This window comes from Streptococcus mitis, assembly GCF_003942965.1.
In the GTDB taxonomy this organism is placed as follows: Bacteria; Bacillota; Bacilli; order Lactobacillales; family Streptococcaceae; genus Streptococcus; species Streptococcus mitis_BH.
In genome coordinates, this window is sequence record NZ_RJOG01000028.1 from 1 (window position 1) to 23124 (window position 23124).

At 38.1% G+C, this 23124-nt stretch carries 18 protein-coding genes, 3 tRNA genes and 3 rRNA genes; 21 read left to right on the plus strand and 3 right to left on the minus strand.

The features are described 5' to 3' along the window. Positions 1-50 precede the first annotated feature (50 nt). The 3 genes from comC to rlmH form a co-directional block, all read right to left on the minus strand. Positions 51-173, minus strand: coding sequence for a competence-stimulating peptide ComC (comC, locus tag D8837_RS07920; protein ID WP_004269819.1), 123 nt, complete (start codon positions 171-173; stop codon positions 51-53). A 164-nt stretch (positions 174-337) separates the two neighbouring features. Next, positions 338-411, minus strand: a tRNA-Arg gene (locus D8837_RS07925). Between the two features lie 43 nt (positions 412-454). Next, positions 455-934, minus strand: coding sequence for a 23S rRNA (pseudouridine(1915)-N(3))-methyltransferase RlmH (gene rlmH, locus D8837_RS07930; RefSeq protein ID WP_125456715.1), 480 nt, complete (start codon positions 932-934; stop codon positions 455-457). A gap of 183 nt (positions 935-1117) precedes the next feature. Here rlmH and D8837_RS07935 point away from each other — a divergent pair, with 183 nt between their 5' ends. The 21 genes from D8837_RS07935 (at position 1118) to rrf (ending at position 23123) form a co-directional block, all read left to right on the plus strand. Beyond that, positions 1118-2299, plus strand: a complete 1182-nt coding sequence (locus D8837_RS07935; protein WP_033687626.1) for a S1C family serine protease — start codon at positions 1118-1120, stop codon at positions 2297-2299. A 57-nt stretch (positions 2300-2356) separates the two neighbouring features. Next, positions 2357-3115 carry a ParB/RepB/Spo0J family partition protein gene (locus D8837_RS07940; RefSeq protein WP_125456716.1) on the plus strand — a complete coding sequence of 253 codons (759 nt, stop codon included), beginning with the start codon at positions 2357-2359 and terminating at the stop codon, positions 3113-3115. A gap of 212 nt (positions 3116-3327) precedes the next feature. Further along, complete coding sequence (dnaA, locus tag D8837_RS07945; protein ID WP_125456717.1) at positions 3328-4689, plus strand: chromosomal replication initiator protein DnaA; 1362 nt, start codon at positions 3328-3330, stop codon at positions 4687-4689. 158 nt (positions 4690-4847) lie between these two features. Beyond that, positions 4848-5984, plus strand: a complete 1137-nt coding sequence (gene dnaN, locus D8837_RS07950) for a DNA polymerase III subunit beta (RefSeq protein WP_125456718.1) — start codon at positions 4848-4850, stop codon at positions 5982-5984. Between the two features lie 64 nt (positions 5985-6048). Continuing rightward, the gene (locus D8837_RS07955; protein WP_050391320.1) at positions 6049-6243 is read left to right on the plus strand and encodes a DUF951 domain-containing protein; all 195 of its coding nucleotides are present in this window, start codon (positions 6049-6051) and stop codon (positions 6241-6243) included. A gap of 84 nt (positions 6244-6327) precedes the next feature. Next, complete coding sequence (gene ychF, locus D8837_RS07960) at positions 6328-7443, plus strand: redox-regulated ATPase YchF (protein ID WP_125456719.1); 1116 nt, start codon at positions 6328-6330, stop codon at positions 7441-7443. Positions 7444-7515: 72 nt separating this feature from the next. Beyond that, positions 7516-8085, plus strand: coding sequence for an aminoacyl-tRNA hydrolase (pth, locus tag D8837_RS07965; RefSeq protein WP_000163936.1), 570 nt, complete (start codon positions 7516-7518; stop codon positions 8083-8085). Beyond that, entirely contained in the window at positions 8086-11589 is a 3504-nt protein-coding gene (mfd, locus tag D8837_RS07970) for a transcription-repair coupling factor (RefSeq protein ID WP_125456720.1), read from the plus strand. Positions 11590-11646: 57 nt separating this feature from the next. Next, on the plus strand, positions 11647-11913 hold the full coding sequence (locus D8837_RS07975; protein WP_125456721.1) for an RNA-binding S4 domain-containing protein: 267 nt from the start codon (positions 11647-11649) through the stop codon (positions 11911-11913). Further along, positions 11906-12274: a septum formation initiator family protein gene (locus tag D8837_RS07980; RefSeq protein WP_125456722.1), complete on the plus strand. Its 369-nt coding sequence runs from the start codon at positions 11906-11908 to the stop codon at positions 12272-12274. The genes D8837_RS07975 and D8837_RS07980 overlap by 8 nt, the downstream gene beginning before the upstream one ends. A gap of 4 nt (positions 12275-12278) precedes the next feature. Then, on the plus strand, positions 12279-12401 hold the full coding sequence (locus D8837_RS09760) for an SP_0009 family protein (protein ID WP_000429334.1): 123 nt from the start codon (positions 12279-12281) through the stop codon (positions 12399-12401). Beyond that, positions 12394-13662 carry a serine hydrolase gene (locus tag D8837_RS07985; protein ID WP_125456723.1) on the plus strand — a complete coding sequence of 423 codons (1269 nt, stop codon included), beginning with the start codon at positions 12394-12396 and terminating at the stop codon, positions 13660-13662. Before D8837_RS09760 ends, D8837_RS07985 begins: the two co-directional genes overlap by 8 nt. Beyond that, complete coding sequence (gene tilS / locus D8837_RS07990; protein ID WP_125430358.1) at positions 13659-14936, plus strand: tRNA lysidine(34) synthetase TilS; 1278 nt, start codon at positions 13659-13661, stop codon at positions 14934-14936. Before D8837_RS07985 ends, tilS begins: the two co-directional genes overlap by 4 nt. A gap of 4 nt (positions 14937-14940) precedes the next feature. After that, positions 14941-15483 carry a hypoxanthine phosphoribosyltransferase gene (gene hpt, locus D8837_RS07995; protein ID WP_125456724.1) on the plus strand — a complete coding sequence of 181 codons (543 nt, stop codon included), beginning with the start codon at positions 14941-14943 and terminating at the stop codon, positions 15481-15483. 15 nt (positions 15484-15498) lie between these two features. Further along, positions 15499-17457: an ATP-dependent zinc metalloprotease FtsH gene (gene ftsH / locus D8837_RS08000; protein WP_125456725.1), complete on the plus strand. Its 1959-nt coding sequence runs from the start codon at positions 15499-15501 to the stop codon at positions 17455-17457. A gap of 119 nt (positions 17458-17576) precedes the next feature. Next, positions 17577-18056, plus strand: a complete 480-nt coding sequence (locus D8837_RS08005) for a sigma-70 family RNA polymerase sigma factor (protein ID WP_125456726.1) — start codon at positions 17577-17579, stop codon at positions 18054-18056. A gap of 93 nt (positions 18057-18149) precedes the next feature. After that, positions 18150-18221 (plus strand) — tRNA-Glu (locus D8837_RS08010). Between the two features lie 34 nt (positions 18222-18255). Further along, a 16S ribosomal RNA gene (locus tag D8837_RS08015) occupies positions 18256-19779 on the plus strand. A 51-nt stretch (positions 19780-19830) separates the two neighbouring features. Further along, a tRNA-Ala gene (locus D8837_RS08020) sits at positions 19831-19903 on the plus strand. A 124-nt stretch (positions 19904-20027) separates the two neighbouring features. After that, positions 20028-22931, plus strand: a 23S ribosomal RNA gene (locus D8837_RS08025). Positions 22932-23007: 76 nt separating this feature from the next. Next, positions 23008-23123, plus strand: a 5S ribosomal RNA gene (gene rrf, locus D8837_RS08030). Together the 16S, 23S and 5S rRNA genes with 2 tRNA genes alongside form the textbook arrangement of a ribosomal RNA operon. Position 23124 lies beyond the last annotated feature (1 nt).

Sequence of the window (23124 nt, forward strand, 5' to 3'; positions counted from 1 at the left end):
ATATGTAATATCACAACTAATACTGCAAGAAAATCCATTCTTCCACTCCTTTATCTTCTTTTAAAGAAATTAAAGAAAATATTATGTGTTTGCCTTATCTCCCCACCTTTAATCTTTTGCAAGTCTTTTTCCTTCAAGGCTACAAACTGTTCCAATTTAACTGTGTTTTTCATAATAAAATCTCCTAAAATGTTTTTTCTTGTAAGCTAACTTACAAAAACTATTATACAAAATGGAATTTTGTTTTAGATAAAATTCTCTCAACTGTCATTTTTTTATCCCCAAGTGTACTTTTTTAAGAAAAAAGCCGGGAAAATTCCCAGCTTTGCTACTATATTGATCCCAGCAGGATTCGAACCTGCGACCGTTCGCTTAGAAGGCGAATGCTCTATCCAGCTGAGCTATGAGACCTAATACAGCTATTCTACCAAAAATTCAATTGAAAGTCAATTTTCTATTTATGATAGGGCGATCCCTGCTGTATTGTAAAAGCCCGATAAATTTGTTCAACAAGGACTAGTCTCATTAACTGATGGGGCAAGGTTAAGCGACCAAAACTAACAGAAAGATTGGCTCTCTTTTTTACATCCTGTGCTAATCCCAGACTCCCTCCAATAATAAATGTAAGAGTAGAAAATCCTTTTATAGAAGCTCCTTCTAATTGCTTACTAAATTCTTCTGAGGAGAAAGTTTTCCCTTCAATGGCTAACACAATAACGAAATCACGGTCACCAACTTTTGATAAAATTCTCTGACCTTCTATTTCTAAAATCTTTTGATTTTCTGATTCACTAGCCTTATCTGGTGTTTTTTCATCTGCTAGCTCAATCATTTCNAGCTTAGCAAATCGAGAAATTCGTTTTGAATACTCTGTAATACCATCTTTTAAATACTTTTCTTTCAGTTTCCCAACTGTTACAACTTTAATTTTCATGACTCTATTCTAACATATTCTCTATTTTTTCACATCTTATTCACAAAACAAAAGGTTAATTTTAGCCGAGAAAACCACAGATTTTTGAAAGTTATCCACAATCTGTGAAAAACTTTTTGCGTTTAAGTTATAATTAAGCTAGTCAGTTTATACTTTCAGTAATTCAAAAATATGGAGGCAAATATGAAACATTTAAAAACATTTTACAAAAAAGGGTTTCAATTATTAGTCGTTATCGTCATTAGCTTTATTAGTGGAGCCTTGGGTAGCTTTTCAATAAACCAACTAACTCAAAAAAGTACTGTAAGTACCTCTAACAACAATAGTACTATTACACAGACTGCCTATAAGAATGAAAATTCAACAACACAGGCTGTTAACAAAGTAAAAGATGCTGTTGTTTCAGTTATTACTTATTCAGCAAACAGACAAAATAGCGTATTTGGTAATGATGATACTGACACAGATTCTCAGCAAATCTCTAGTGAAGGATCTGGGGTTATTTATAAAAAGAATGATAAAGAAGCTTACATCGTCACCAACAATCACGTTATAAATGGTGCCAGCAAAGTAGATATTCGTTTGTCAGATGGAACTAAAGTACCTGGAGAAATTGTCGGAGCTGACACTTTCTCTGATATTGCTGTCGTCAAAATCTCTTCAGAAAAAGTGACAACAGTAGCTGAGTTTGGTGATTCTAGCAAGTTAACCGTAGGAGAAACTGCTATTGCCATTGGTAGCCCATTGGGTTCTGAATATGCAAATACTGTCACTCAAGGTATTGTATCTAGTCTCAATCGAAATGTATCTTTAAAATCTGAAGATGGACAAGCCATTTCTACAAAAGCCATCCAAACTGATACTGCTATTAACCCAGGTAACTCTGGTGGCCCACTGATCAATATCCAAGGACAGGTTATCGGAATTACCTCAAGTAAAATTGCCACAAATGGAGGAACATCTGTAGAAGGTCTTGGTTTTGCAATCCCTGCAAATGATGCTATCAATATTATTGAACAGTTGGAAAAGAACGGAAAAGTGACTCGTCCAGCTTTGGGAATTCAAATGGTCAATCTCTCAAATATTAATACAAGTGATATTAGAAGACTGAATATTCCAAGCAATGTAACATCTGGTGTAGTTGTTCGTTCTGTACAAAGTAATATGCCTGCCAATGGTCACCTTGAAAAATACGATGTTATTACAAAAGTAGATGACAAAGAGATTGCTTCATCAACAGACTTACAAAGTGCTCTTTACAATCATTCTATCGGAGACACCATTAAGATAACTTACTATCGTAACGGTAAAGAAGAAACTACATCTATTAAACTTGACAAGAGTTCAGGTGATTTAGAATCTTAATTGACATCTATGTAAAGAAAGCTTTACATAAGAGAAAAGATGTGTTAGTGTAGAATCATGGAAAAATTTGAAATGATTTCTATCACAGATATACAAAAAAATCCTTATCAACCTCGAAAAGAATTTGATAAAGAAAAACTAGATGAACTAGCACAGTCTATTAAAGAAAATGGGGTCATTCAACCGATTATTGTTCGTCAATCTCCTGTAATTGGTTATGAAATCCTTGCAGGAGAGAGACGCTATCGCGCTTCACTTTTAGCTGGTCTAACATCTATCCCAGCTGTTGTTAAACAACTTTCAGACCAAGAGATGATGGTCCAGTCCATCATTGAAAATTTACAAAGAGAAAATTTAAATCCAATAGAAGAAGCACGCGCCTATGAATCTCTTGTAGAGAAAGGATTTACCCATGCTGAAATTGCAGATAAAATGGGCAAGTCTCGTCCATATATCAGCAACTCCATTCGTTTGCTTTCCTTACCAGAACAGATTATCTCAGAAGTAGAAAACGGCAAACTATCACAAGCTCATGCGCGTTCTCTAGTTGGGTTGAATAAGGAACAACAAGACTATTTCTTTCAACGAATTATAGAGGAAGACATTTCTGTAAGGAAGTTAGAAGTTCTTCTGACAGAGAAAAAACAAAAGAAACTTCAAAAAACGAATCATTTCATACAAAATGAAGAAGAACAGTTAAAAAAACTACTCGGATTAGATGTAGAAATCAAACTGTCTAAAAAAGATAGCGGAAAAATCATTATTGCTTTCTCAAATCAAGAAGAATACAGTAGAATTATCAACAGCCTGAAATAAGGCTGTTCTTTTATTTTTTTATCTCACAAGGTTATCCACTCTTTTTTTTAATAAAAAGCTTAATAAATCAATAGTTTCTGATTTTATCCCCAACCTGTGGATAAAACTTGATAACATTGTGGATTATTTTTCACAGCTTGTGGAAAATTCTTACTATCTATGGTAAAATAAGTTTAGCATTAAACTTTTAAATAGTAAAGGAGGAGAAAAGATTGAAAGAAAAACAATTTTGGAATCGTATATTAGAATTTGCTCAAGAAAGACTGACTCGATCCATGTATGATTTCTATGCTATTCAAGCTGAACTCATCAAGGTAGAGGAAAATGTTGCCACTATATTTTTACCACGATCTGAAATGGAAATGGTCTGGGAAAAACAACTAAAAGATATTATTGTAGTTGCTGGATTTGAAATTTATGACGCTGAGATAACTCCCCACTATATTTTCACCAAACCTCAAGATACGACCATCTCACAAGTTGAAGAAGCTCCAAATTCAACTCTTTACGACTACAGTCCAAAGTTAGCATCTATTCCTTATTCGAATACTGGATTAAAAGAAAAGTATACCTTTGATAATTTTATTCAAGGGGATGGAAATGTTTGGGCAGTATCAGCCGCTTTGGCTGTCTCTGAAGATTTGGCCTTGACCTATAATCCTCTTTTTATCTATGGAGGACCTGGACTTGGTAAGACTCACTTACTTAATGCCATTGGGAATGAAATTTTGAAGAATATTCCTGATGCGCGTGTGAAGTACATTCCTGCTGAAAGCTTTATCAACGACTTTCTTGAACATCTGAGACTGGGTGAAATGGAAAAGTTCAAAAAAACTTACCGTAGTCTTGATCTCTTGTTAATTGATGATATACAATCGCTGAGTGGAAAAAAAGTTGCAACTCAGGAAGAATTTTTCAATACTTTCAATGTTCTCCATAGCAATCAAAAACAAATTGTTCTGACTAGTGATCGTAGTCCTAAACACTTAGAGGGCCTTGAAGAAAGGCTTGTCACGCGCTTTAGCTGGGGCTTGACGCAAAACATCACACCACCTGACTTTGAAACACGTATTGCCATTTTACAAAGTAAAACAGAGCATTTAGACTACAATTTCCAAAGTGATACCCTAGAATACCTAGCTGGGCAATTTGATTCAAACGTTCGAGAACTTGAAGGAGCAATCAACGACATCACTTTAATTGCCAGAGTAAAAAAAATCAAGGATATCACTATTGATATTGCTGCAGAAGCTATTAGAGCTCGCAAACAAGATGTTAGCCAAATGCTCGTCATCCCAATTGACAAAATTCAAAATGAAGTTGGTAACTTTTATGGTGTCAGTGTCAAAGAAATGAAGGGAAGTAGACGCCTTCAAAATATTGTTTTAGCTCGTCAAGTGGCTATGTATTTATCTAGAGAACTAACAGATAATAGTCTTCCAAAAATTGGTAAGGAATTTGGTGGTAAAGATCACACAACAGTTATTCATGCCCATGCTAAAATTAAATCTTTGATTGATGAAGACGATAATTTACGCTTAGAAATTGAATCAATCAAAAAGAAAATCAAATAACTTGTGGATAACTTTTACTTTATTATCTTTTTTATCCACATTTTTTAAACAAGCCCAAAAACTTGATATGACTTGTTTAAAGTCTATTTTCCACAGATTTCACAGACTCTATTATTACTATTATCCTTCTAATACTAAAAATAAATAAAGGAGAATCCATGATTCATTTTTCAATTAATAAAAATTTATTTCTACAAGCTTTAAATACTACTAAGAGAGCTATTAGTTCTAAAAATGCCATTCCTATTTTATCAACTGTCAAAATTGACGTGACCAATGAAGGTGTTACTTTAATTGGTTCAAATGGTCAAATTTCAATTGAAAATTTTATTTCTCAAAAAAATGAAGATGCTGGTTTGTTAATTACTTCTTTAGGTTCAATTCTTCTTGAAGCTTCTTTCTTTATCAATGTTGTATCTAGTCTACCTGATGTGACTCTTGATTTTAAAGAAATTGAACAAAATCAAATTGTTTTAACGAGTGGCAAATCAGAAATTACCCTAAAAGGAAAAGATAGCGAACAATATCCACGAATCCAAGAAATTTCAGCAAGTACTCCTTTGGTTCTTGAAACAAAATTACTAAAGAAAATTATCAATGAAACAGCATTTGCTGCAAGTACACAAGAAAGTCGTCCGATTTTAACAGGTGTTCATTTTGTATTGAGTAACCACAAGGAGCTAAAAACAGTTGCGACAGACTCTCATCGTCTAAGCCAGAAAAAATTAACGCTGGAGAAAAATAGTGATGATTTTGATGTTGTAATTCCTAGCCGTTCTCTACGCGAATTTTCAGCGGTATTTACAGATGATATTGAAACTGTAGAGATTTTCTTTGCCAATAACCAAATTCTCTTTAGAAGCGAAAATATTAGCTTTTATACACGTTTGTTAGAAGGTAACTATCCTGATACAGATCGCTTGATTCCAACAGACTTTAATACTACAATTACTTTTGATGTGGTAAACTTACGCCAGTCAATGGAACGTGCTCGTCTTTTATCAAGTGCTACTCAAAATGGTACTGTGAAACTTGAAATTAAAGATGGAATTGTTAGCGCCCATGTTCACTCTCCAGAAGTTGGTAAAGTAAACGAAGAAATCGATACTGATCAGGTGACTGGTGAAGATTTGACTATTAGTTTCAACCCAACTTACTTGATTGATTCTCTTAAAGCTTTAAATAGCGAAAAAGTGACCATTAGTTTTATCTCAGCTGTTCGTCCATTTACTCTTGTGCCAGCAGACACTGATGAGGACTTCATGCAGCTCATTACACCAGTTCGTACAAATTAAGTGAAAGAGGTTGAGCCTAGCTCGCCTCTTTTATGATATAATCGAAAAAGAAAAGGAGAGTAGTATGTATCAAGTTGGAAATTTTGTTGAGATGAAAAAACCACATGCTTGTACAATCAAGTCAACTGGTAAAAAAGCAAATCGTTGGGAAATTATACGTGTTGGAGCAGATATCAAAATCAAATGCAGTAATTGTGACCATGTTGTCATGATGGGGCGCTATGATTTTGATCGAAAAATGAATAAAATTATTGACTGAGAACCCTTAGTTAGAGGGTTAGCAAGTTTTCCCTTTTTGTGTTATAATATTAGGGATTGAAATGAAAACGGAGAATGAGAAAATATGGCTTTAACAGCAGGTATCGTGGGTTTGCCAAACGTTGGTAAATCAACACTATTTAATGCAATTACAAAAGCAGGAGCAGAGGCTGCAAACTACCCATTTGCGACGATTGATCCAAACGTTGGAATGGTTGAGGTTCCAGATGAACGCCTACAAAAACTAACTGAAATGATTACTCCTAAAAAGACAGTTCCAACAACATTTGAATTTACAGATATCGCAGGGATTGTAAAAGGAGCTTCAAAAGGAGAAGGACTAGGGAATAAATTCTTGGCTAATATCCGTGAAGTAGATGCGATTGTTCATGTAGTTCGTGCTTTTGATGATGAAAATGTGATGCGCGAGCAAGGACGTGAAGACGCCTTTGTGGATCCAATTGCAGATATTGATACTATTAACCTAGAGTTGATTCTTGCTGACTTAGAATCAGTGAACAAACGATATGTGCGTGTAGAAAAGATGGCACGTACGCAAAAAGATAAAGAATCAGTAGCAGAATTCAATGTTCTTCAAAAGATTAAACCAGTCCTTGAAGATGGGAAATCAGCTCGTACAATCGAGTTTACAGATGAGGAACAAAAGGTTGTAAAAGGTCTCTTCTTGTTGACGACTAAACCAGTGCTCTATGTTGCCAATGTGGACGAGGGTGTAGTTTCAGATCCAGATTCTATCGACTATGTCAAACAAATTCGTGAATTTGCAGCGACAGAAAATGCTGAAGTAGTCGTTATTTCTGCACGTGCTGAGGAAGAAATTTCTGAGTTAGACGATGAAGATAAGCAAGAGTTTCTTGAAGCACTTGGGTTGACAGAATCAGGCGTTGACAAGTTGACTCGTGCTGCATACCATTTGCTTGGATTGGGAACTTACTTCACAGCTGGTGAAAAAGAAGTTCGCGCTTGGACCTTCAAACGTGGTATGAAGGCTCCTCAAGCAGCTGGTATTATCCACTCAGACTTTGAAAAAGGCTTTATCCGTGCAGTAACTATGTCATATGAGGATCTAGTGAAATACGGATCTGAAAAGGCTGTAAAAGAAGCTGGGCGCTTGCGTGAAGAAGGAAAAGAATATATCGTTCAAGATGGCGATATTATGGAATTCCGCTTTAATGTCTAAAAAAATTAATGAATAGTGTCAATTAGGTTGGAAAAAAATTCCAACCCTTTTGGCTTTTGAAAGGAAAAATAAATGACCAAATTACTTGTAGGATTAGGAAATCCAGGGGATAAATATTTTGAAACAAAACACAATGTTGGATTTATGTTGATTGACCAACTAGCGAAGAAACAGAATGTCACTTTTACACATGATAAGATATTTCAAGCTGACCTAGCATCCTTTTTCCTAAATGGAGAAAAAATTTATCTTGTCAAACCAACGACATTTATGAATGAAAGTGGAAAAGCGGTTCATGCTTTATTGACTTATTATGGTTTGGATATTGAAGATTTACTCATCATTTACGATGATCTTGACATGGAAGTTGGAAAGATTCGTTTAAGAGCAAAGGGATCCGCAGGTGGTCATAATGGTATCAAGTCTATTATTCAACATATAGGGACTCAGACCTTTAATCGTGTTAAGATTGGAATTGGAAGACCTAAAAATGGAATGTCAGTTGTTCACCATGTTTTGAGTACCTTTGACAAGGATGATTATATTGGTATTTTACAGTCTATTGACAAAGTTGACGATTCTGTAAACTACTATTTACAAGAGAAAAATTTTGAGAAAACAATGCAGAGGTATAACGGATAAATGGTTACCTTATTAGATTTATTCTCAGAAAATAATCAGATCAAAAAATGGCATCAAAATCTGACAAATAAGAAAAGACAANTAATACTAGGTTTATCAACGTCTACTAAGGCTCTTGCAATTGCAAGTAGTATAGAAAAAGAAGATAAGATTGTGTTATTGACGTCAACTTATGGAGAAGCAGAAGGAATTGTTAGTGATCTTCTATCTATCTTGGGTGAGGAACTTGTCTATCCATTTTTGGTAGATGACTCCCCTATGGTCGAGTTTTTGATGTCTTCACAAGAAAAAATCATTTCACGGGTTGAAGCTTTGCGTTTTTTGACTGATTCATCTAAGAAAGGGATTTTAGTTTGTAATATCGCAGCAAGTCGATTGATTTTACCGTCTCCTAATATATTCAAAGATAGTATTGTAAAAATAACAGTTGGTGAAGAATATGACCAACACGCACTTATCCATCAGTTAAAAGAGATAGGCTATCGAAAAGTTACACAAGTACAAACTCAAGGCGAATTTAGTCTGCGAGGAGATATTTTAGATATTTTTGAAATATCCCAGTTAGAACCTTACCGAATTGAGTTTTTTGGTGATGAAGTCGATGGTATTAGGTCATTTGAAGTCGAAACACAATTATCGAAAGAAAATCAGACAGAACTCACTATCTTTCCAGCTAGTGATATGCTTTTGAGAGAAAAGGATTATCAACGAGGACAGTCAGATTTAGAAAAACAAATTTCAAAAACGTTATCACCTATTTTAAAATCATACTTAGAAGAAATTCTTTCAAGTTTTCACCAAAAACAAATTCATTCTGATTCACGGAAATTTTTATCTTTGTGTTATGACAAGACATGGACTGTTTTTGACTATATTGAAAAAGATACCCCAGTATTCTTTGATGATTATCAGAAATTGATGAATCAGTATGAAGTCTTTGAAAGGGAGTTAGCACAATACTTTACAGAAGAATTACAGAGCAGTAAAGCATTTTCTGAGATGCAGTATTTTGCTGATACAGAGCAAATCTATAAAAAACAGAGTTCGGTTACCTTTTTCTCTAATCTGCAAAAGGGGTTAGGAAATCTCAAGTTTGACCAAATTTATCAATTTAATCAATATCCCATGCAAGAGTTTTTCAATCAATTTTCTTTTCTAAAAGAAGAAATTGAGCGATACAAAAAAATGAATTACACTATTATTCTTCAGTCTAGCAATTCAATGGGAAGTAAAACATTGGAGGATGTTTTAGAGGAATATCAGATTAAATTAGATTCCAGAGATAAGTCAAGTATCTGTAAAGAATCTGTAAACTTAATCGAGGGTAATCTCAGACATGGTTTTCATTTTGTAGATGAAAAGATTTTATTGATAACTGAACATGAGATTTTTCAAAAGAAATTGAAACGTCGTTTTCGAAGACAACATGTTTCGAATGCAGAGAGATTAAAAGATTACAATGAACTTGAAAAAGGGGACTACGTTGTCCATCATATCCATGGGATTGGTCAATATCTAGGGATTGAAACAATTGAAATCAAAGGGATTCACCGTGATTATGTTAGTGTTCAATACCAAAACGGGGATCAAATCTCTATCCCAGTGGAACAGATTCATCTACTGTCCAAATATGTTTCAAGTGATGGGAAAGCTCCTAAACTCAATAAATTAAATGACGGTCATTTCAAAAAAGCCAAGCAAAAAGTTAAGAACCAGGTAGAGGATATAGCTGACGATTTAATTAAACTTTATTCTGAACGCAGTCAGTTGAAGGGTTTTGCTTTCTCAGCTGATGATGAGGATCAACATGCTTTTGATGATGCCTTCCCTTATGTTGAAACGGATGATCAACTTCGTAGTGTTGAGGAAATCAAGAGAGATATGCAGGCTTCTCAACCAATGGATCGACTTTTAGTTGGGGATGTTGGTTTTGGAAAGACTGAAGTTGCTATGCGTGCAGCCTTTAAGGCAGTCAATGATCACAAACAGGTTGTCGTTCTCGTTCCGACGACGGTTTTAGCGCAACAGCACTATACGAATTTTAAGGAACGATTCCAAAATTTTGCAGTTAATATTGATGTGTTGAGTCGCTTTAGAAGTAAAAAAGAGCAGACTGAAACACTTGAAAAATTGAAAAAGGGTCAAGTTGATATTTTGATTGGAACCCATCGGGTTTTGTCAAAAGATGTTGTGTTTGCTGATTTAGGATTGATGATTATTGATGAGGAACAGAGATTTGGTGTCAAGCATAAGGAAACATTGAAAGAATTTAAAAAACAAGTAGATGTCCTGACCTTGACGGCAACTCCAATTCCTCGTACCCTTCATATGTCTATGCTGGGAATCAGAGATTTGTCTGTTATTGAAACTCCGCCGACTAATCGCTATCCTGTTCAGACCTATGTTTTGGAAAAGAATTATAGTGTCATTCGTGATGCTGTCTTACGTGAAATGGACCGTGGAGGTCAAGTTTACTATCTTTACAATAAAGTTGACACAATTGATCAGAAGGTTTCAGAATTACAGGAGTTGATTCCAGAAGCTTCGATTGGGTATGTTCACGGACAAATGAGTGAAATTCAGTTAGAAAACACTCTGTTAGACTTTATTGAAGGTCAGTATGATATTTTGGTGACGACTACCATTATTGAGACAGGGGTGGACATTCCAAATGCCAATACTTTGTTTATTGAAAATGCAGACCATATGGGATTGTCAACTTTGTATCAGTTAAGAGGAAGAGTTGGTCGTAGTAATCGTATTGCTTATGCCTACCTCATGTATCGTCCAGAAAAATCAATTAGTGAAGTCTCTGAGAAGAGATTAGAAGCGATTAAAGGATTTACAGAATTAGGCTCCGGATTTAAGATTGCTATGCGAGATCTTTCGATTCGTGGAGCAGGAAATCTTTTAGGCAAGTCTCAGTCTGGTTTCATTGATTCTGTTGGTTTTGAATTGTATTCGCAATTACTAGAGGAAGCTATTGATAAACGACATGGTAATGGGAACACAAGGACCAAAGGAAATGCTGAATTGATTTTACAAATTGATGCCTATCTTCCTGATATTTATATTTCTGATCAAAGACATAAAATCGAAATTTACAAGAAAATTCGTCAAATTGACAACCGTGTCAATTATGAAGAGTTACAGGAAGAGTTGATGGACCGCTTTGGAGAATACCCAGACGTTGTAGCCTATCTTTTAGAAATTGGTCTAGTCAAGTCATATTTGGACAAGGTCTTTGTTCAACGTGTTGAAAGAAAAGAGAATAAGATTACAGTTCAATTTGAAAAAGTTACTCAACGACTGTTTTTAGCTCAAGATTATTTTAAAGCTTTATCCGCAACAAACCTAAAAGCAGCCATAGCTGAGAATAAGGGATTAATGGAAGTTGTATTTGATGTCCGAAACAAGAAGGACTATGAAATTTTAGAAGGTCTGCTCATTTTTGGAGAAAGTTTATTAGAGATAAAAGAGTTAAAAGAAGGCAATTTCCTTTAACATTTTTCTTCTATAAAATGGATAAAAATGGTACAATAATAATTTGAGGTAATAAAAATGAGATTAGATAAATATTTAAAAGTATCAAGAATTATCAAGCGTCGTACAGTCGCAAAAGAAGTAGCGGATAAAGGCAGAATCAAGGTAAATGGAATCTTGGCAAAAAGTTCAACGGATTTGAAAGTTAATGACCAAGTTGAAATTCGCTTTGGCAATAAGTTGCTACTTGTAAAAGTACTAGAGATGAAAGATAGTACAAAAAAAGAAGATGCGGCAGGCATGTATGAAATTATCAATGAAACACGGGTAGAAGAAAATGTCTAAAAATATTGTACAATTGAATAATTCTTTTATTCAAAATGAACATCAACGCCATAGGTATTTGATACAAGAACGACAAAAGAGAAATCGTTTTATGGGTTTGGTATTGATTTTGATCATGTTGTTATTTATCTTACCAACTTTCAATTTAGCTCAGAGCTATAACCAATTACTTCAGAGACGTCAGCAATTAGAAGATTTAAAAACTCAGTATCAAACTTTGAGTGAGGAAAAGGAGAAAGAGACAGCTTTTGCTACAAAGTTGAAAGATGAAGATTACGCTGCTAAATACATGCGAGCAAAATACTATTATTCTAAGAATAGGGAAGTAGTTTATACGATTCCTGACTTGCTCCCAAGGTGATAAAATGGAAAATTTATTAGATGTAATAGAACAATTTTTGAGTCTATCGGATGAAAAGCTGGAAGAGTTGGCTGATAAAAATCAATTATTGCGTTTACAAGAAGAAAAGGAAAGGAAGAATGCGTAAGTTCTTAATTATTTTGTTGCTACCGAGTTTTTTGACCATTTCAAAAGTCGTTAGCACAGAAAAAGAAGTTGTCTATACTTCGAAAGAAATTTATTACCTTTCACAATCTGACTTTGGCATTTATTATAGAGAAAAGCTAAGTTCTCCTATGGTTTATGGAGAAGTTCCTGTCTATGCAAATGAAGATTTAGTGGTAGAATCTGGAAAATTAACTCCAAAAACAAGTTTCCAAATAACCGAGTGGCGCTTAAATAAACAGGGAATTCCAGTATTTAAGTTATCCAACCATCAATTTATTGCTGCGGACAAACGTTTTTTATACAATCAGTCAGAGGTAACTCCTACAATCAAAAAAGTATGGTTAGAATCTGATTTTAAACTGTATAACAGTCCTTATGATTTAAAAGAAGTGAAATCATCCTTATCAGCTTATTCGCAAGTTTCAATCGACAAGACAATGTTTGTAGAAGGAAGAGAATTTCTACATATTGATCAAGCTGGATGGGTAGAAAAGGAATTAACTTCTGAAGAAGATAATCGGATGAGTAAAGTCCAAGAAATGTTATCTGAAAAATATCAGAAGGATTCATTCTCTATTTATGTCAAGCAACTGACTACTGGACAAGAAGCTGGTATCAATCAAGATGAAAAGATGTATGCAGCTAGTGTTTTAAAACTCCCTTATCTTTATTATACGCAAGAAAAAATAAATGAAGGTCTTTATCAGTTAGACACGACTGTAAAATACGTATCTGCAGTCAATGATTTTCCAGGTTCTTATAAACCAGAGGGAAGTGGTAGCCTCCCTAAAAAAGAGGATAATAAAGAGTATTCTCTAAAGGATTTAATTACCAAAGTATCAAAAGAATCTGATAATGTAGCTCATAATCTATTGGGATATTACATTTCAAACCAATCTGATTCCACATTCAAATCCAAGATGTCTGCTATTATGGGAGATGATTGGGATTCAAAAGAAAAATTGATTTCTTCTAAGATGGCTGGGAAGGTTATAGAGGCAATTTATAATCAAAATGGATTTGTATTGGAGTCTTTGACTAAAACAGATTTTGATAATGAGCGAATTGCTAAAGGTGTTTCTGTTAAAGTAGCTCATAAAATTGGAGATGCGGATGAATTTAAGCATGATACCGGTGTTGTCTATGCAGATTCTCCATTTATTCTTTCTATTTTCACAAAGAATTCTGATTATGATACGATTTCTAAGATAGCCAAGGATGTTTATGAGGTTCTAAAATGAGGGAACAAGATTTTTTAAATCATTTTCTCAAGAAGGGATATTTCAAAAAACATGCTAAGGTGGTGCTTGCTCTTTCTGGTGGATTAGATTCTATGTTTCTATTCAAGGTATTATCTACTTATCAAAAAGAGTTAGAAATTGAACTGATTTTAGCTCATGTAAATCATAAGCAGAGAGTAGAATCAGATTGGGAAGAAAAGGAATTAAGGAAGTTGGCTGCTGAAGCAGAGCTTCCTATTTATATCAGTAATTTTTTAGGAGAATTTTCAGAAGCACGTGCTCGACATTTTCGTTATGATTTTTTTCAAGAGGTTATGAAAAAGACAGGTGCGACAGCCTTGGTCACTGCCCACCATGCTGATGACCAGGTGGAAACGATTTTGATGCGTTTGATTCGAGGCACTCGTTTGCGCTATCTATCAGGAATTAAGGAGAAGAAAGTAGTCGGAGAGATAGAAATCATTCGGCCCTTCTTGTATTTTCAGAAAAAAGACTTTCCTCCAATTTTTCACTTTGAAGATATATCAAATAAGGAAAACCATTATTTTCGAAATCGTATTCGAAACTCTTATTTACCAGAATTAGAAAAAGAAAATCCTCGATTTAGGGATGCAATCTTAAGTATCGGTAATGAAATTTTAGATTATGACATAGCCATAGCTGAATTATCAAAGAATATTGATGTAGAAAATTTAGAGAGGTTATTTTCATACTCTGAATCGACACAAAGAGTTTTACTTCAAACTTATCTGAATCGTTTTCCAGATTTGAATCTTACAAAAGCTCAGTTTGAAGAAGTTAGACAAATTTTAAAAACTAAAAGCCAGTATCGTCATCCGCTTAAAAATGGTTATGAATTAGTAAAAGAGTATCAACAGTTTCGGATTTGTAAAATCAGTCCTCAGTCTGATGAAAAGGAAGATGGACTTGTGTTACACTATCAAAATCAGGTATCTTACCAAGGTTATTTATTTTCCTTTGGACTTCCTTTAGAAGGTGAATTAATTCAGCAGGTACCTGTTTCACGGGAAACATCCATACACATTCGTCATCGAAAAACAGGAGATTTTTTGATTCAAAATGGGCATAGAAAAAAACTCAGACGTCTATTTATTGATTTGAAAATCCCTATGGAAAAGCGGAAATCTGCCCTGATTATTGAGCAATTTGGTGAAATTGTCTCAATTTTGGGAATTGCGACCAGTAATTTGAGTAAAAACACGAAAAATGATATAATGAACACTGTACTTTATATAGAAAAAATAGATAGGTAAAAAAATGTTAGAAAACGATATTAAAAAAATCCTTGTTTCACACGATGAAATTACAGAAGCTGCTAAAAAATTAGGTGCTCAATTAACTAAGGACTATGCAGGAAAAAATCCAATCTTAGTTGGGATTTTAAAAGGATCTATTCCTTTTATGGCTGAATTGGTTAAACATATCGACACGCATATTGAAATGGACTTCATGATGGTTTCTAGCTATCATGGTGGAACAGCAAGCAGTGGTGTTATCAATATTAAACAAGATGTGACTCAAGATATCAAAGGAAGACATGTTCTGTTTGTAGAGGATATCATTGATACAGGTCAAACTTTGAAGAATTTGCGAGATATGTTTATTGAAAGAGAAGCTGCTTCTGTTAAAATTGCAACCTTGTTGGATAAACCAGAAGGACGTGTTGTAGAAATTGAGGCTGACTATACCTGCTTTACTATTCCAAATGAGTTTGTAGTAGGTTATGGCTTAGACTACAAAGAAAATTATCGTAACCTTCCTTATGTCGGAGTATTGAAAGAAGAAGTGTATTCAAATTAGAAAGAACAATTTTTAATGAAAAAACAAAATAATGGTTTAATTAAAAATCCTTTTCTATGGTTATTACTTATTTTTTTCCTAGTTACAGGTTATCAGTATTTTAGTACCGGTAGTGTTGCAGGGAAAAGTGAGCAAATTAATTATACAGAATTGGTAAAAGAAATTACCGATGACAATGTAAAAGAATTGACTTACCAACCAAATGGCAGTGTTATCGAAGTTTCAGGTGTCTATAAAAATCCTAAAATAAGTAAAGAAGAAACAGGCATTCAGTTCTTTTCTCCTTCTGCTACAACAGTAGAGAAATTTTCAAGCATCATTCTTCCTTCAGATACGACAGTATCTGAATTGCAAAAACTTGCTTCTGATCATAAAGCGGAAGTAACTGTTAAGCATGAAAGTTCAAGTGGTATGTGGATTAATATTCTTGTATCCATTGTGCCATTCGGTATTCTTTTCTTCTTCCTATTTTCTATGATGGGAAATATGGGAGGAAATAATAGCCGTAACCCGATGAGTTTTGGACGTAGTAAGGCTAAAGCTGCAAATAAAGAAGATATTAAAGTAAGATTTTCAGATGTTGCTGGAGCTGAGGAAGAAAAACAAGAACTAGTTGAAGTTGTTGAATTCTTAAAAGATCCAAAACGATTTACAAAACTTGGAGCCCGTATTCCAGCAGGTGTCCTTCTAGAGGGACCTCCGGGAACAGGTAAGACCTTGCTTGCTAAGGCAGTCGCCGGAGAAGCAGGTGTTCCATTCTTTAGTATCTCAGGTTCTGACTTTGTAGAAATGTTTGTCGGAGTTGGAGCTAGTCGTGTCCGTTCTCTTTTTGAAGATGCCAAAAAAGCAGCACCAGCTATCATCTTTATCGATGAAATTGATGCTGTTGGACGTCAACGTGGAGTCGGTCTCGGCGGAGGAAATGACGAACGTGAACAAACCTTGAACCAACTTTTGATTGAGATGGACGGTTTTGAGGGAAATGAAGGAATTATTGTCATCGCTGCGACAAACCGTTCAGATGTACTTGACCCTGCCCTTTTGCGTCCAGGACGTTTTGATAGAAAAGTATTGGTTGGGCGCCCTGATGTTAAAGGTCGTGAAGCAATCTTGAAAGTTCATGCTAAGAACAAGCCTTTAGCAGAAGATGTTGATTTGAAATTAGTTGCCCAACAAACTCCAGGTTTTGTTGGTGCTGATTTAGAGAATGTATTGAATGAAGCTGCTTTAGTTGCTGCTCGTCGCAATAAATCGATAATTGATGCCTCAGATATTGATGAAGCAGAAGATAGAGTTATTGCTGGTCCTTCTAAGAAAGATAAGACAGTTTCACAAAAAGAACGTGAATTGGTTGCCTACCATGAGGCTGGACATACCATTGTTGGTCTAGTCTTATCGAATGCCCGTGTTGTTCATAAAGTTACTATCGTACCACGAGGCCGTGCAGGCGGTTATATGATTGCACTTCCTAAGGAAGACCAAATGCTTCTTTCCAAAGAAGATATGAAAGAGCAATTGGCTGGTTTAATGGGTGGCCGTGTAGCTGAAGAAATTATCTTTAATGTCCAAACTACGGGAGCTTCAAACGACTTTGAACAAGCGACACAAATGGCGCGTGCAATGGTTACAGAGTACGGTATGAGTGAAAAACTTGGCCCAGTACAATATGAAGGAAACCATGCTATGTTTGGTGCACAGAGTCCTCAAAAATCAATTTCAGAACAAACAGCTTATGAAATTGATGAAGAGGTTCGTTCATTATTGAATGAAGCACGAAATAAAGCTGCTGAAATTATTCAGTCAAATCGTGAAACTCACAAGTTGATTGCAGAAGCATTATTGAAATACGAAACATTGGATAGTACACAAATTAAATCTCTTTACGAAACAGGAAAGATGCCTGAAACCGTAGAAGAGGAATCTCATGCATTATCTTATGATGAAGTAAAGTCAAAAATGAATGATGAAAAATAACCCTGAGAGAGGCTTGTCCTCTCTTTTTTGTGCAGTTGAGGCAGTGTAGAGAACAGAACGGGGGAAATAACCAAATTAGCTTCTTTATTTGTTAGACTGTATCTAGAAAGGGGAACAATATGATTGAAGAATTGTATGAAGAAGTCCGAGGCATTGTATATAAGAGTAGAAAAGAATATTACTTGCATTTATGGGAGCTATCGGATTGGGATCAAGAGGGTATGATTTGCTTACATGAATTGATCAGTAGAGAAGAAGGACTAGTAGAAGATATACCACGCTTACGTAGATACTTCAAAACTAAATTCCGGAATCGGATTTTAGACTATATCCGTAAGCAGGAAAGTCAAAAACGAAGATATGATAAAGAACCCTATGAAGAAGTAGGTGAGATCAGTCATCGTATCAGTGAGGACGGTTTATGGCTAGATGACTATTATCTCTTTCATGAGACACTAAGAGATTATAGAAACAAACAAAGTAAAGAGAAACAAGAAGAGTTAGAACGCATCTTAAGAAATGAACGCTTCCGAGGGCGTCAAAGAGTACTAAGAGATTTACGTATTGTGTTTAAAGAGTTTGACATCCGTACACATTAGGAAGTCATACAAAAAAATAGGAAAAAGTTTCAAAAAGTAGTTGACAAAGGAGGAAAAGTCGGTATAATAGTAAGAGTTGAAAATAACAGCTCAGGTCCGTTGGTCAAGGGGTTAAGACACCGCCTTTTCACGGCGGTAACACGGGTTCGAATCCCGTACGGACTATGGTATGTTGCGGTTGAGGCACTTGATGAAAAAAGATTAAAAAAGTTTCAAAAAAGTGTTGACAAGCGAAAGCGGCTGTGATATACTAATATAGTTGTCACTTGAGAGAAGCGAGTGACAAAGACCTTTGAAAACTTAACCTGCCTGGTAGCGGGGGATAACTATTGGAAACGATAGCTAATACCGCATAAGAGTAGATGTTGCATGACATTTGCTTAAAAGGTGCAATTGCATCACTACCAGATGGACCTGCGTTGTATTAGCTAGTTGGTGGGGTAACGGCTCACCAAGGCGACGATACATAGCCGACCTGAGAGGGTGATCGGCCACACTGGGACTGAGACACGGCCCAGACTCCTACGGGAGGCAGCAGTAGGGAATCTTCGGCAATGGACGGAAGTCTGACCGAGCAACGCCGCGTGAGTGAAGAAGGTTTTCGGATCGTAAAGCTCTGTTGTAAGAGAAGAACGAGTGTGAGAGTGGAAAGTTCACACTGTGACGGTATCTTACCAGAAAGGGACGGCTAACTACGTGCCAGCAGCCGCGGTAATACGTAGGTCCCGAGCGTTGTCCGGATTTATTGGGCGTAAAGCGAGCGCAGGCGGTTAGATAAGTCTGAAGTTAAAGGCTGTGGCTTAACCATAGTACGCTTTGGAAACTGTTTAACTTGAGTGCAAGAGGGGAGAGTGGAATTCCATGTGTAGCGGTGAAATGCGTAGATATATGGAGGAACACCGGTGGCGAAAGCGGCTCTCTGGCTTGTAACTGACGCTGAGGCTCGAAAGCGTGGGGAGCAAACAGGATTAGATACCCTGGTAGTCCACGCCGTAAACGATGAGTGCTAGGTGTTAGACCCTTTCCGGGGTTTAGTGCCGCAGCTAACGCATTAAGCACTCCGCCTGGGGAGTACGACCGCAAGGTTGAAACTCAAAGGAATTGACGGGGGCCCGCACAAGCGGTGGAGCATGTGGTTTAATTCGAAGCAACGCGAAGAACCTTACCAGGTCTTGACATCCCTCTGACCGCTCTAGAGATAGAGCTTTCCTTCGGGACAGAGGTGACAGGTGGTGCATGGTTGTCGTCAGCTCGTGTCGTGAGATGTTGGGTTAAGTCCCGCAACGAGCGCAACCCCTATTGTTAGTTGCCATCATTCAGTTGGGCACTCTAGCGAGACTGCCGGTAATAAACCGGAGGAAGGTGGGGATGACGTCAAATCATCATGCCCCTTATGACCTGGGCTACACACGTGCTACAATGGCTGGTACAACGAGTCGCAAGCCGGTGACGGCAAGCTAATCTCTTAAAGCCAGTCTCAGTTCGGATTGTAGGCTGCAACTCGCCTACATGAAGTCGGAATCGCTAGTAATCGCGGATCAGCACGCCGCGGTGAATACGTTCCCGGGCCTTGTACACACCGCCCGTCACACCACGAGAGTTTGTAACACCCGAAGTCGGTGAGGTAACCGTAAGGAGCCAGCCGCCTAAGGTGGGATAGATGATTGGGGTGAAGTCGTAACAAGGTAGCCGTATCGGAAGGTGCGGCTGGATCACCTCCTTTCTAAGGATAAGGAACTGCGCATTGGTCTTGTTTAGTCTTGAGAGGTCTTGTGGGGCCTTAGCTCAGCTGGGAGAGCGCCTGCTTTGCACGCAGGAGGTCAGCGGTTCGATCCCGCTAGGCTCCATTGGTGAGAGATCACCAAGTAATGCACATTGAAAATTGAATATCTATATCAAATAGTAACAAGAAAATAAACCGAAAACGCTGTAGTATTAATAAGAGTTTATGACTGAAAGGTCAAAAAATAAGGTTAAGTTAATAAGGGCGCACGGTGGATGCCTTGGCACTAGGAGCCGAAGAAGGACGTGACAAACGACGATATGCCTTGGGTAGCTGTAAGTAAGCGATGATCCAGGGATTTCCGAATGGGGGAACCCAACAGGTACTACCTGTTACCCGCATCTGTTAAGGATGTGAGGAGGAAGACGCAGTGAACTGAAACATCTAAGTAGCTGCAGGAAGAGAAAGCAAAAGCGATTGCCTTAGTAGCGGCGAGCGAAACGGCAGAAGGGCAAACCGAAGAGTTTACTCTTCGGGGTTGTAGGACTGCAATGTGGACTCAAAGATTATAGAAGAATGATTTGGGAAGATCAGCCAAAGAGAGTAATAGCCTCGTATTTAAAATAGTCTTTGTACCTAGCAGTATCCTGAGTACGGCGGGACACGAGAAATCCCGTCGGAATCTGGGAGGACCATCTCCCAACCCTAAATACTCCCTAGTGACCGATAGTGAACCAGTACCGTGAGGGAAAGGTGAAAAGCACCCCGGGAGGGGAGTGAAATAGAACCTGAAACCGTGTGCCTACAACAAGTTCGAGCCCGTTAATGGGTGAGAGCGTGCCTTTTGTAGAATGAACCGGCGAGTTACGTTATGATGCGAGGTTAAGTTGAAGAGACGGAGCCGTAGGGAAACCGAGTCTGAATAGGGCGAATTAGTATCATGACGTAGACCCGAAACCATGTGACCTACCCATGAGCAGGTTGAAGGTGCGGTAAGACGCACTGGAGGACCGAACCAGGGCACGTTGAAAAGTGCTTGGATGACTTGTGGGTAGCGGAGAAATTCCAAACGAACTTGGAGATAGCTGGTTCTCTCCGAAATAGCTTTAGGGCTAGCGTCGACATTAGAGATTCTTGGAGGTAGAGCACTGTTTGGGTGAGGGGTCCATCCCGGATTACCAATCTCAGATAAACTCCGAATGCCAATGAATTATGGTCGGCAGTCAGACTGCGAGTGCTAAGATCCGTAGTCGAAAGGGAAACAGCCCAGACCACCAGCTAAGGTCCCAAAATAATTGTTAAGTGGAAAAGGATGTGGGGTTGCACAGACAACTAGGATGTTAGCTTAGAAGCAGCTATTCATTCAAAGAGTGCGTAATAGCTCACTAGTCGAGTGACCCTGCGCCGAAAATGTACCGGGGCTAAAACAATTTACCGAAGCTGTGGATACCTTTATAGGTATGGTAGGAGAGCGTTCTATGTGTGATGAAGGTGTACCGTGAGGAGTGCTGGAACGCATAGAAGTGAGAATGCCGGTATGAGTAGCGAAAGACAGGTGAGAATCCTGTCCACCGTAAGACTAAGGTTTCCAGGGGAAGGCTCGTCCGCCCTGGGTTAGTCGGGACCTAAGGAGAGACCGAAAGGTGTATCCGATGGACAACAGGTTGATATTCCTGTACTAGAGTATGTAGTGATGGAGGGACGCAGTAGGCTAACTAAAGCAGACGATTGGAAGTGTCTGTCTAAGCAGTGAGGTGTGAACTGAGTCAAATGCTTAGTTCTATAACATTGAGCTGTGATGGGGAGCGAAGTTTAGTAGCGAAGTTAGTGACGTCACACTGCCAAGAAAAGCTTCTAGCGTTTAAACATACTCTACCCGTACCGCAAACCGACACAGGTAGTCGAGGCGAGTAGCCTCAGGTGAGCGAGAGAACTCTCGTTAAGGAACTCGGCAAAATGACCCCGTAACTTCGGGAGAAGGGGTGCTGACTTTACGTCAGCCGCAGTGAATAGGCCCAAGCAACTGTTTATCAAAAACACAGCTCTCTGCTAAATCGTAAGATGATGTATAGGGGGTGACGCCTGCCCGGTGCTGGAAGGTTAAGAGGAGTGCTTAGCGGTAACGCGAAGGTATGAATTGAAGCCCCAGTAAACGGCGGCCGTAACTATAACGGTCCTAAGGTAGCGAAATTCCTTGTCGGGTAAGTTCCGACCCGCACGAAAGGCGTAATGATTTGGGCACTGTCTCAACGAGAGACTCGGTGAAATTTTAGTACCTGTGAAGATGCAGGTTACCCGCGACAGGACGGAAAGACCCCATGGAGCTTTACTGCAGTTTGATATTGAGTGTCTGTACCACATGTACAGGATAGGTAGGAGTCTATGAGATCGGGACGCCAGTTTCGAAGGAGACGTTGTTGGGATACTACCCTTGTGTTATGGCCACTCTAACCCAGATAGGTGATCCCTATCGGAGACAGTGTCTGACGGGCAGTTTGACTGGGGCGGTCGCCTCCTAAAAGGTAACGGAGGCGCCCAAAGGTTCCCTCAGAATGGTTGGAAATCATTCGCAGAGTGTAAAGGTATAAGGGAGCTTGACTGCGAGAGCTACAACTCGAGCAGGGACGAAAGTCGGGCTTAGTGATCCGGTGGTTCCGTATGGAAGGGCCATCGCTCAACGGATAAAAGCTACCCTGGGGATAACAGGCTTATCTCCCCCAAGAGTTCACATCGACGGGGAGGTTTGGCACCTCGATGTCGGCTCGTCGCATCCTGGGGCTGTAGTCGGTCCCAAGGGTTGGGCTGTTCGCCCATTAAAGCGGCACGCGAGCTGGGTTCAGAACGTCGTGAGACAGTTCGGTCCCTATCCGTCGCGGGCGTAGGAAATTTGAGAGGATCTGCTCCTAGTACGAGAGGACCAGAGTGGACTTACCGCTGGTGTACCAGTTGTCTTGCCAAAGGCATCGCTGGGTAGCTATGTAGGGAAGGGATAAACGCTGAAAGCATCTAAGTGTGAAACCCACCTCAAGATGAGATTTCCCATGATTTTATATCAGTAAGAGCCCTGAGAGATGATCAGGTAGATAGGTTAGAAGTGGAAGTGTGGCGACACATGTAGCGGACTAATACTAATAGCTCGAGGACTTATCCAAAGTAACTGAGAATATGAAAGCGAGCGGTTTTCTTGGTTTGAATAGATATTCAATTTTGAGTAGGTATTACTCAGAGTTAAGTGACGATAGCCTAGGAGATACACCTGTACCCATGCCGAACACAGAAGTTAAGCCCTAGAACGCCGGAAGTAGTTGGGGGTTGCCCCCTGTGAGATATGGAAGTCGCTTAGCT

Coding starts and splice junctions, on each gene's coding strand:
- comC (WP_004269819.1), bottom strand. CDS start 173: ATGAAAAACACAGTTAAATTGGAACAGTTTGTAGCCTTGAAGGAAAAA.
- D8837_RS07935 (WP_033687626.1), top strand. CDS start 1,118: ATGAAACATTTAAAAACATTTTACAAAAAAGGGTTTCAATTATTAGTC.
- D8837_RS07940 (WP_125456716.1), top strand. CDS start 2,357: ATGGAAAAATTTGAAATGATTTCTATCACAGATATACAAAAAAATCCT.
- dnaN (WP_125456718.1), top strand. CDS start 4,848: ATGATTCATTTTTCAATTAATAAAAATTTATTTCTACAAGCTTTAAAT.
- D8837_RS07955 (WP_050391320.1), top strand. CDS start 6,049: ATGTATCAAGTTGGAAATTTTGTTGAGATGAAAAAACCACATGCTTGT.
- ychF (WP_125456719.1), top strand. CDS start 6,328: ATGGCTTTAACAGCAGGTATCGTGGGTTTGCCAAACGTTGGTAAATCA.
- pth (WP_000163936.1), top strand. CDS start 7,516: ATGACCAAATTACTTGTAGGATTAGGAAATCCAGGGGATAAATATTTT.
- D8837_RS07975 (WP_125456721.1), top strand. CDS start 11,647: ATGAGATTAGATAAATATTTAAAAGTATCAAGAATTATCAAGCGTCGT.
- D8837_RS07980 (WP_125456722.1), top strand. CDS start 11,906: ATGTCTAAAAATATTGTACAATTGAATAATTCTTTTATTCAAAATGAA.
- D8837_RS09760 (WP_000429334.1), top strand. CDS start 12,279: ATGGAAAATTTATTAGATGTAATAGAACAATTTTTGAGTCTATCGGAT.
- D8837_RS07985 (WP_125456723.1), top strand. CDS start 12,394: ATGCGTAAGTTCTTAATTATTTTGTTGCTACCGAGTTTTTTGACCATT.
- tilS (WP_125430358.1), top strand. CDS start 13,659: ATGAGGGAACAAGATTTTTTAAATCATTTTCTCAAGAAGGGATATTTC.
- hpt (WP_125456724.1), top strand. CDS start 14,941: ATGTTAGAAAACGATATTAAAAAAATCCTTGTTTCACACGATGAAATT.
- ftsH (WP_125456725.1), top strand. CDS start 15,499: ATGAAAAAACAAAATAATGGTTTAATTAAAAATCCTTTTCTATGGTTA.
- D8837_RS08005 (WP_125456726.1), top strand. CDS start 17,577: ATGATTGAAGAATTGTATGAAGAAGTCCGAGGCATTGTATATAAGAGT.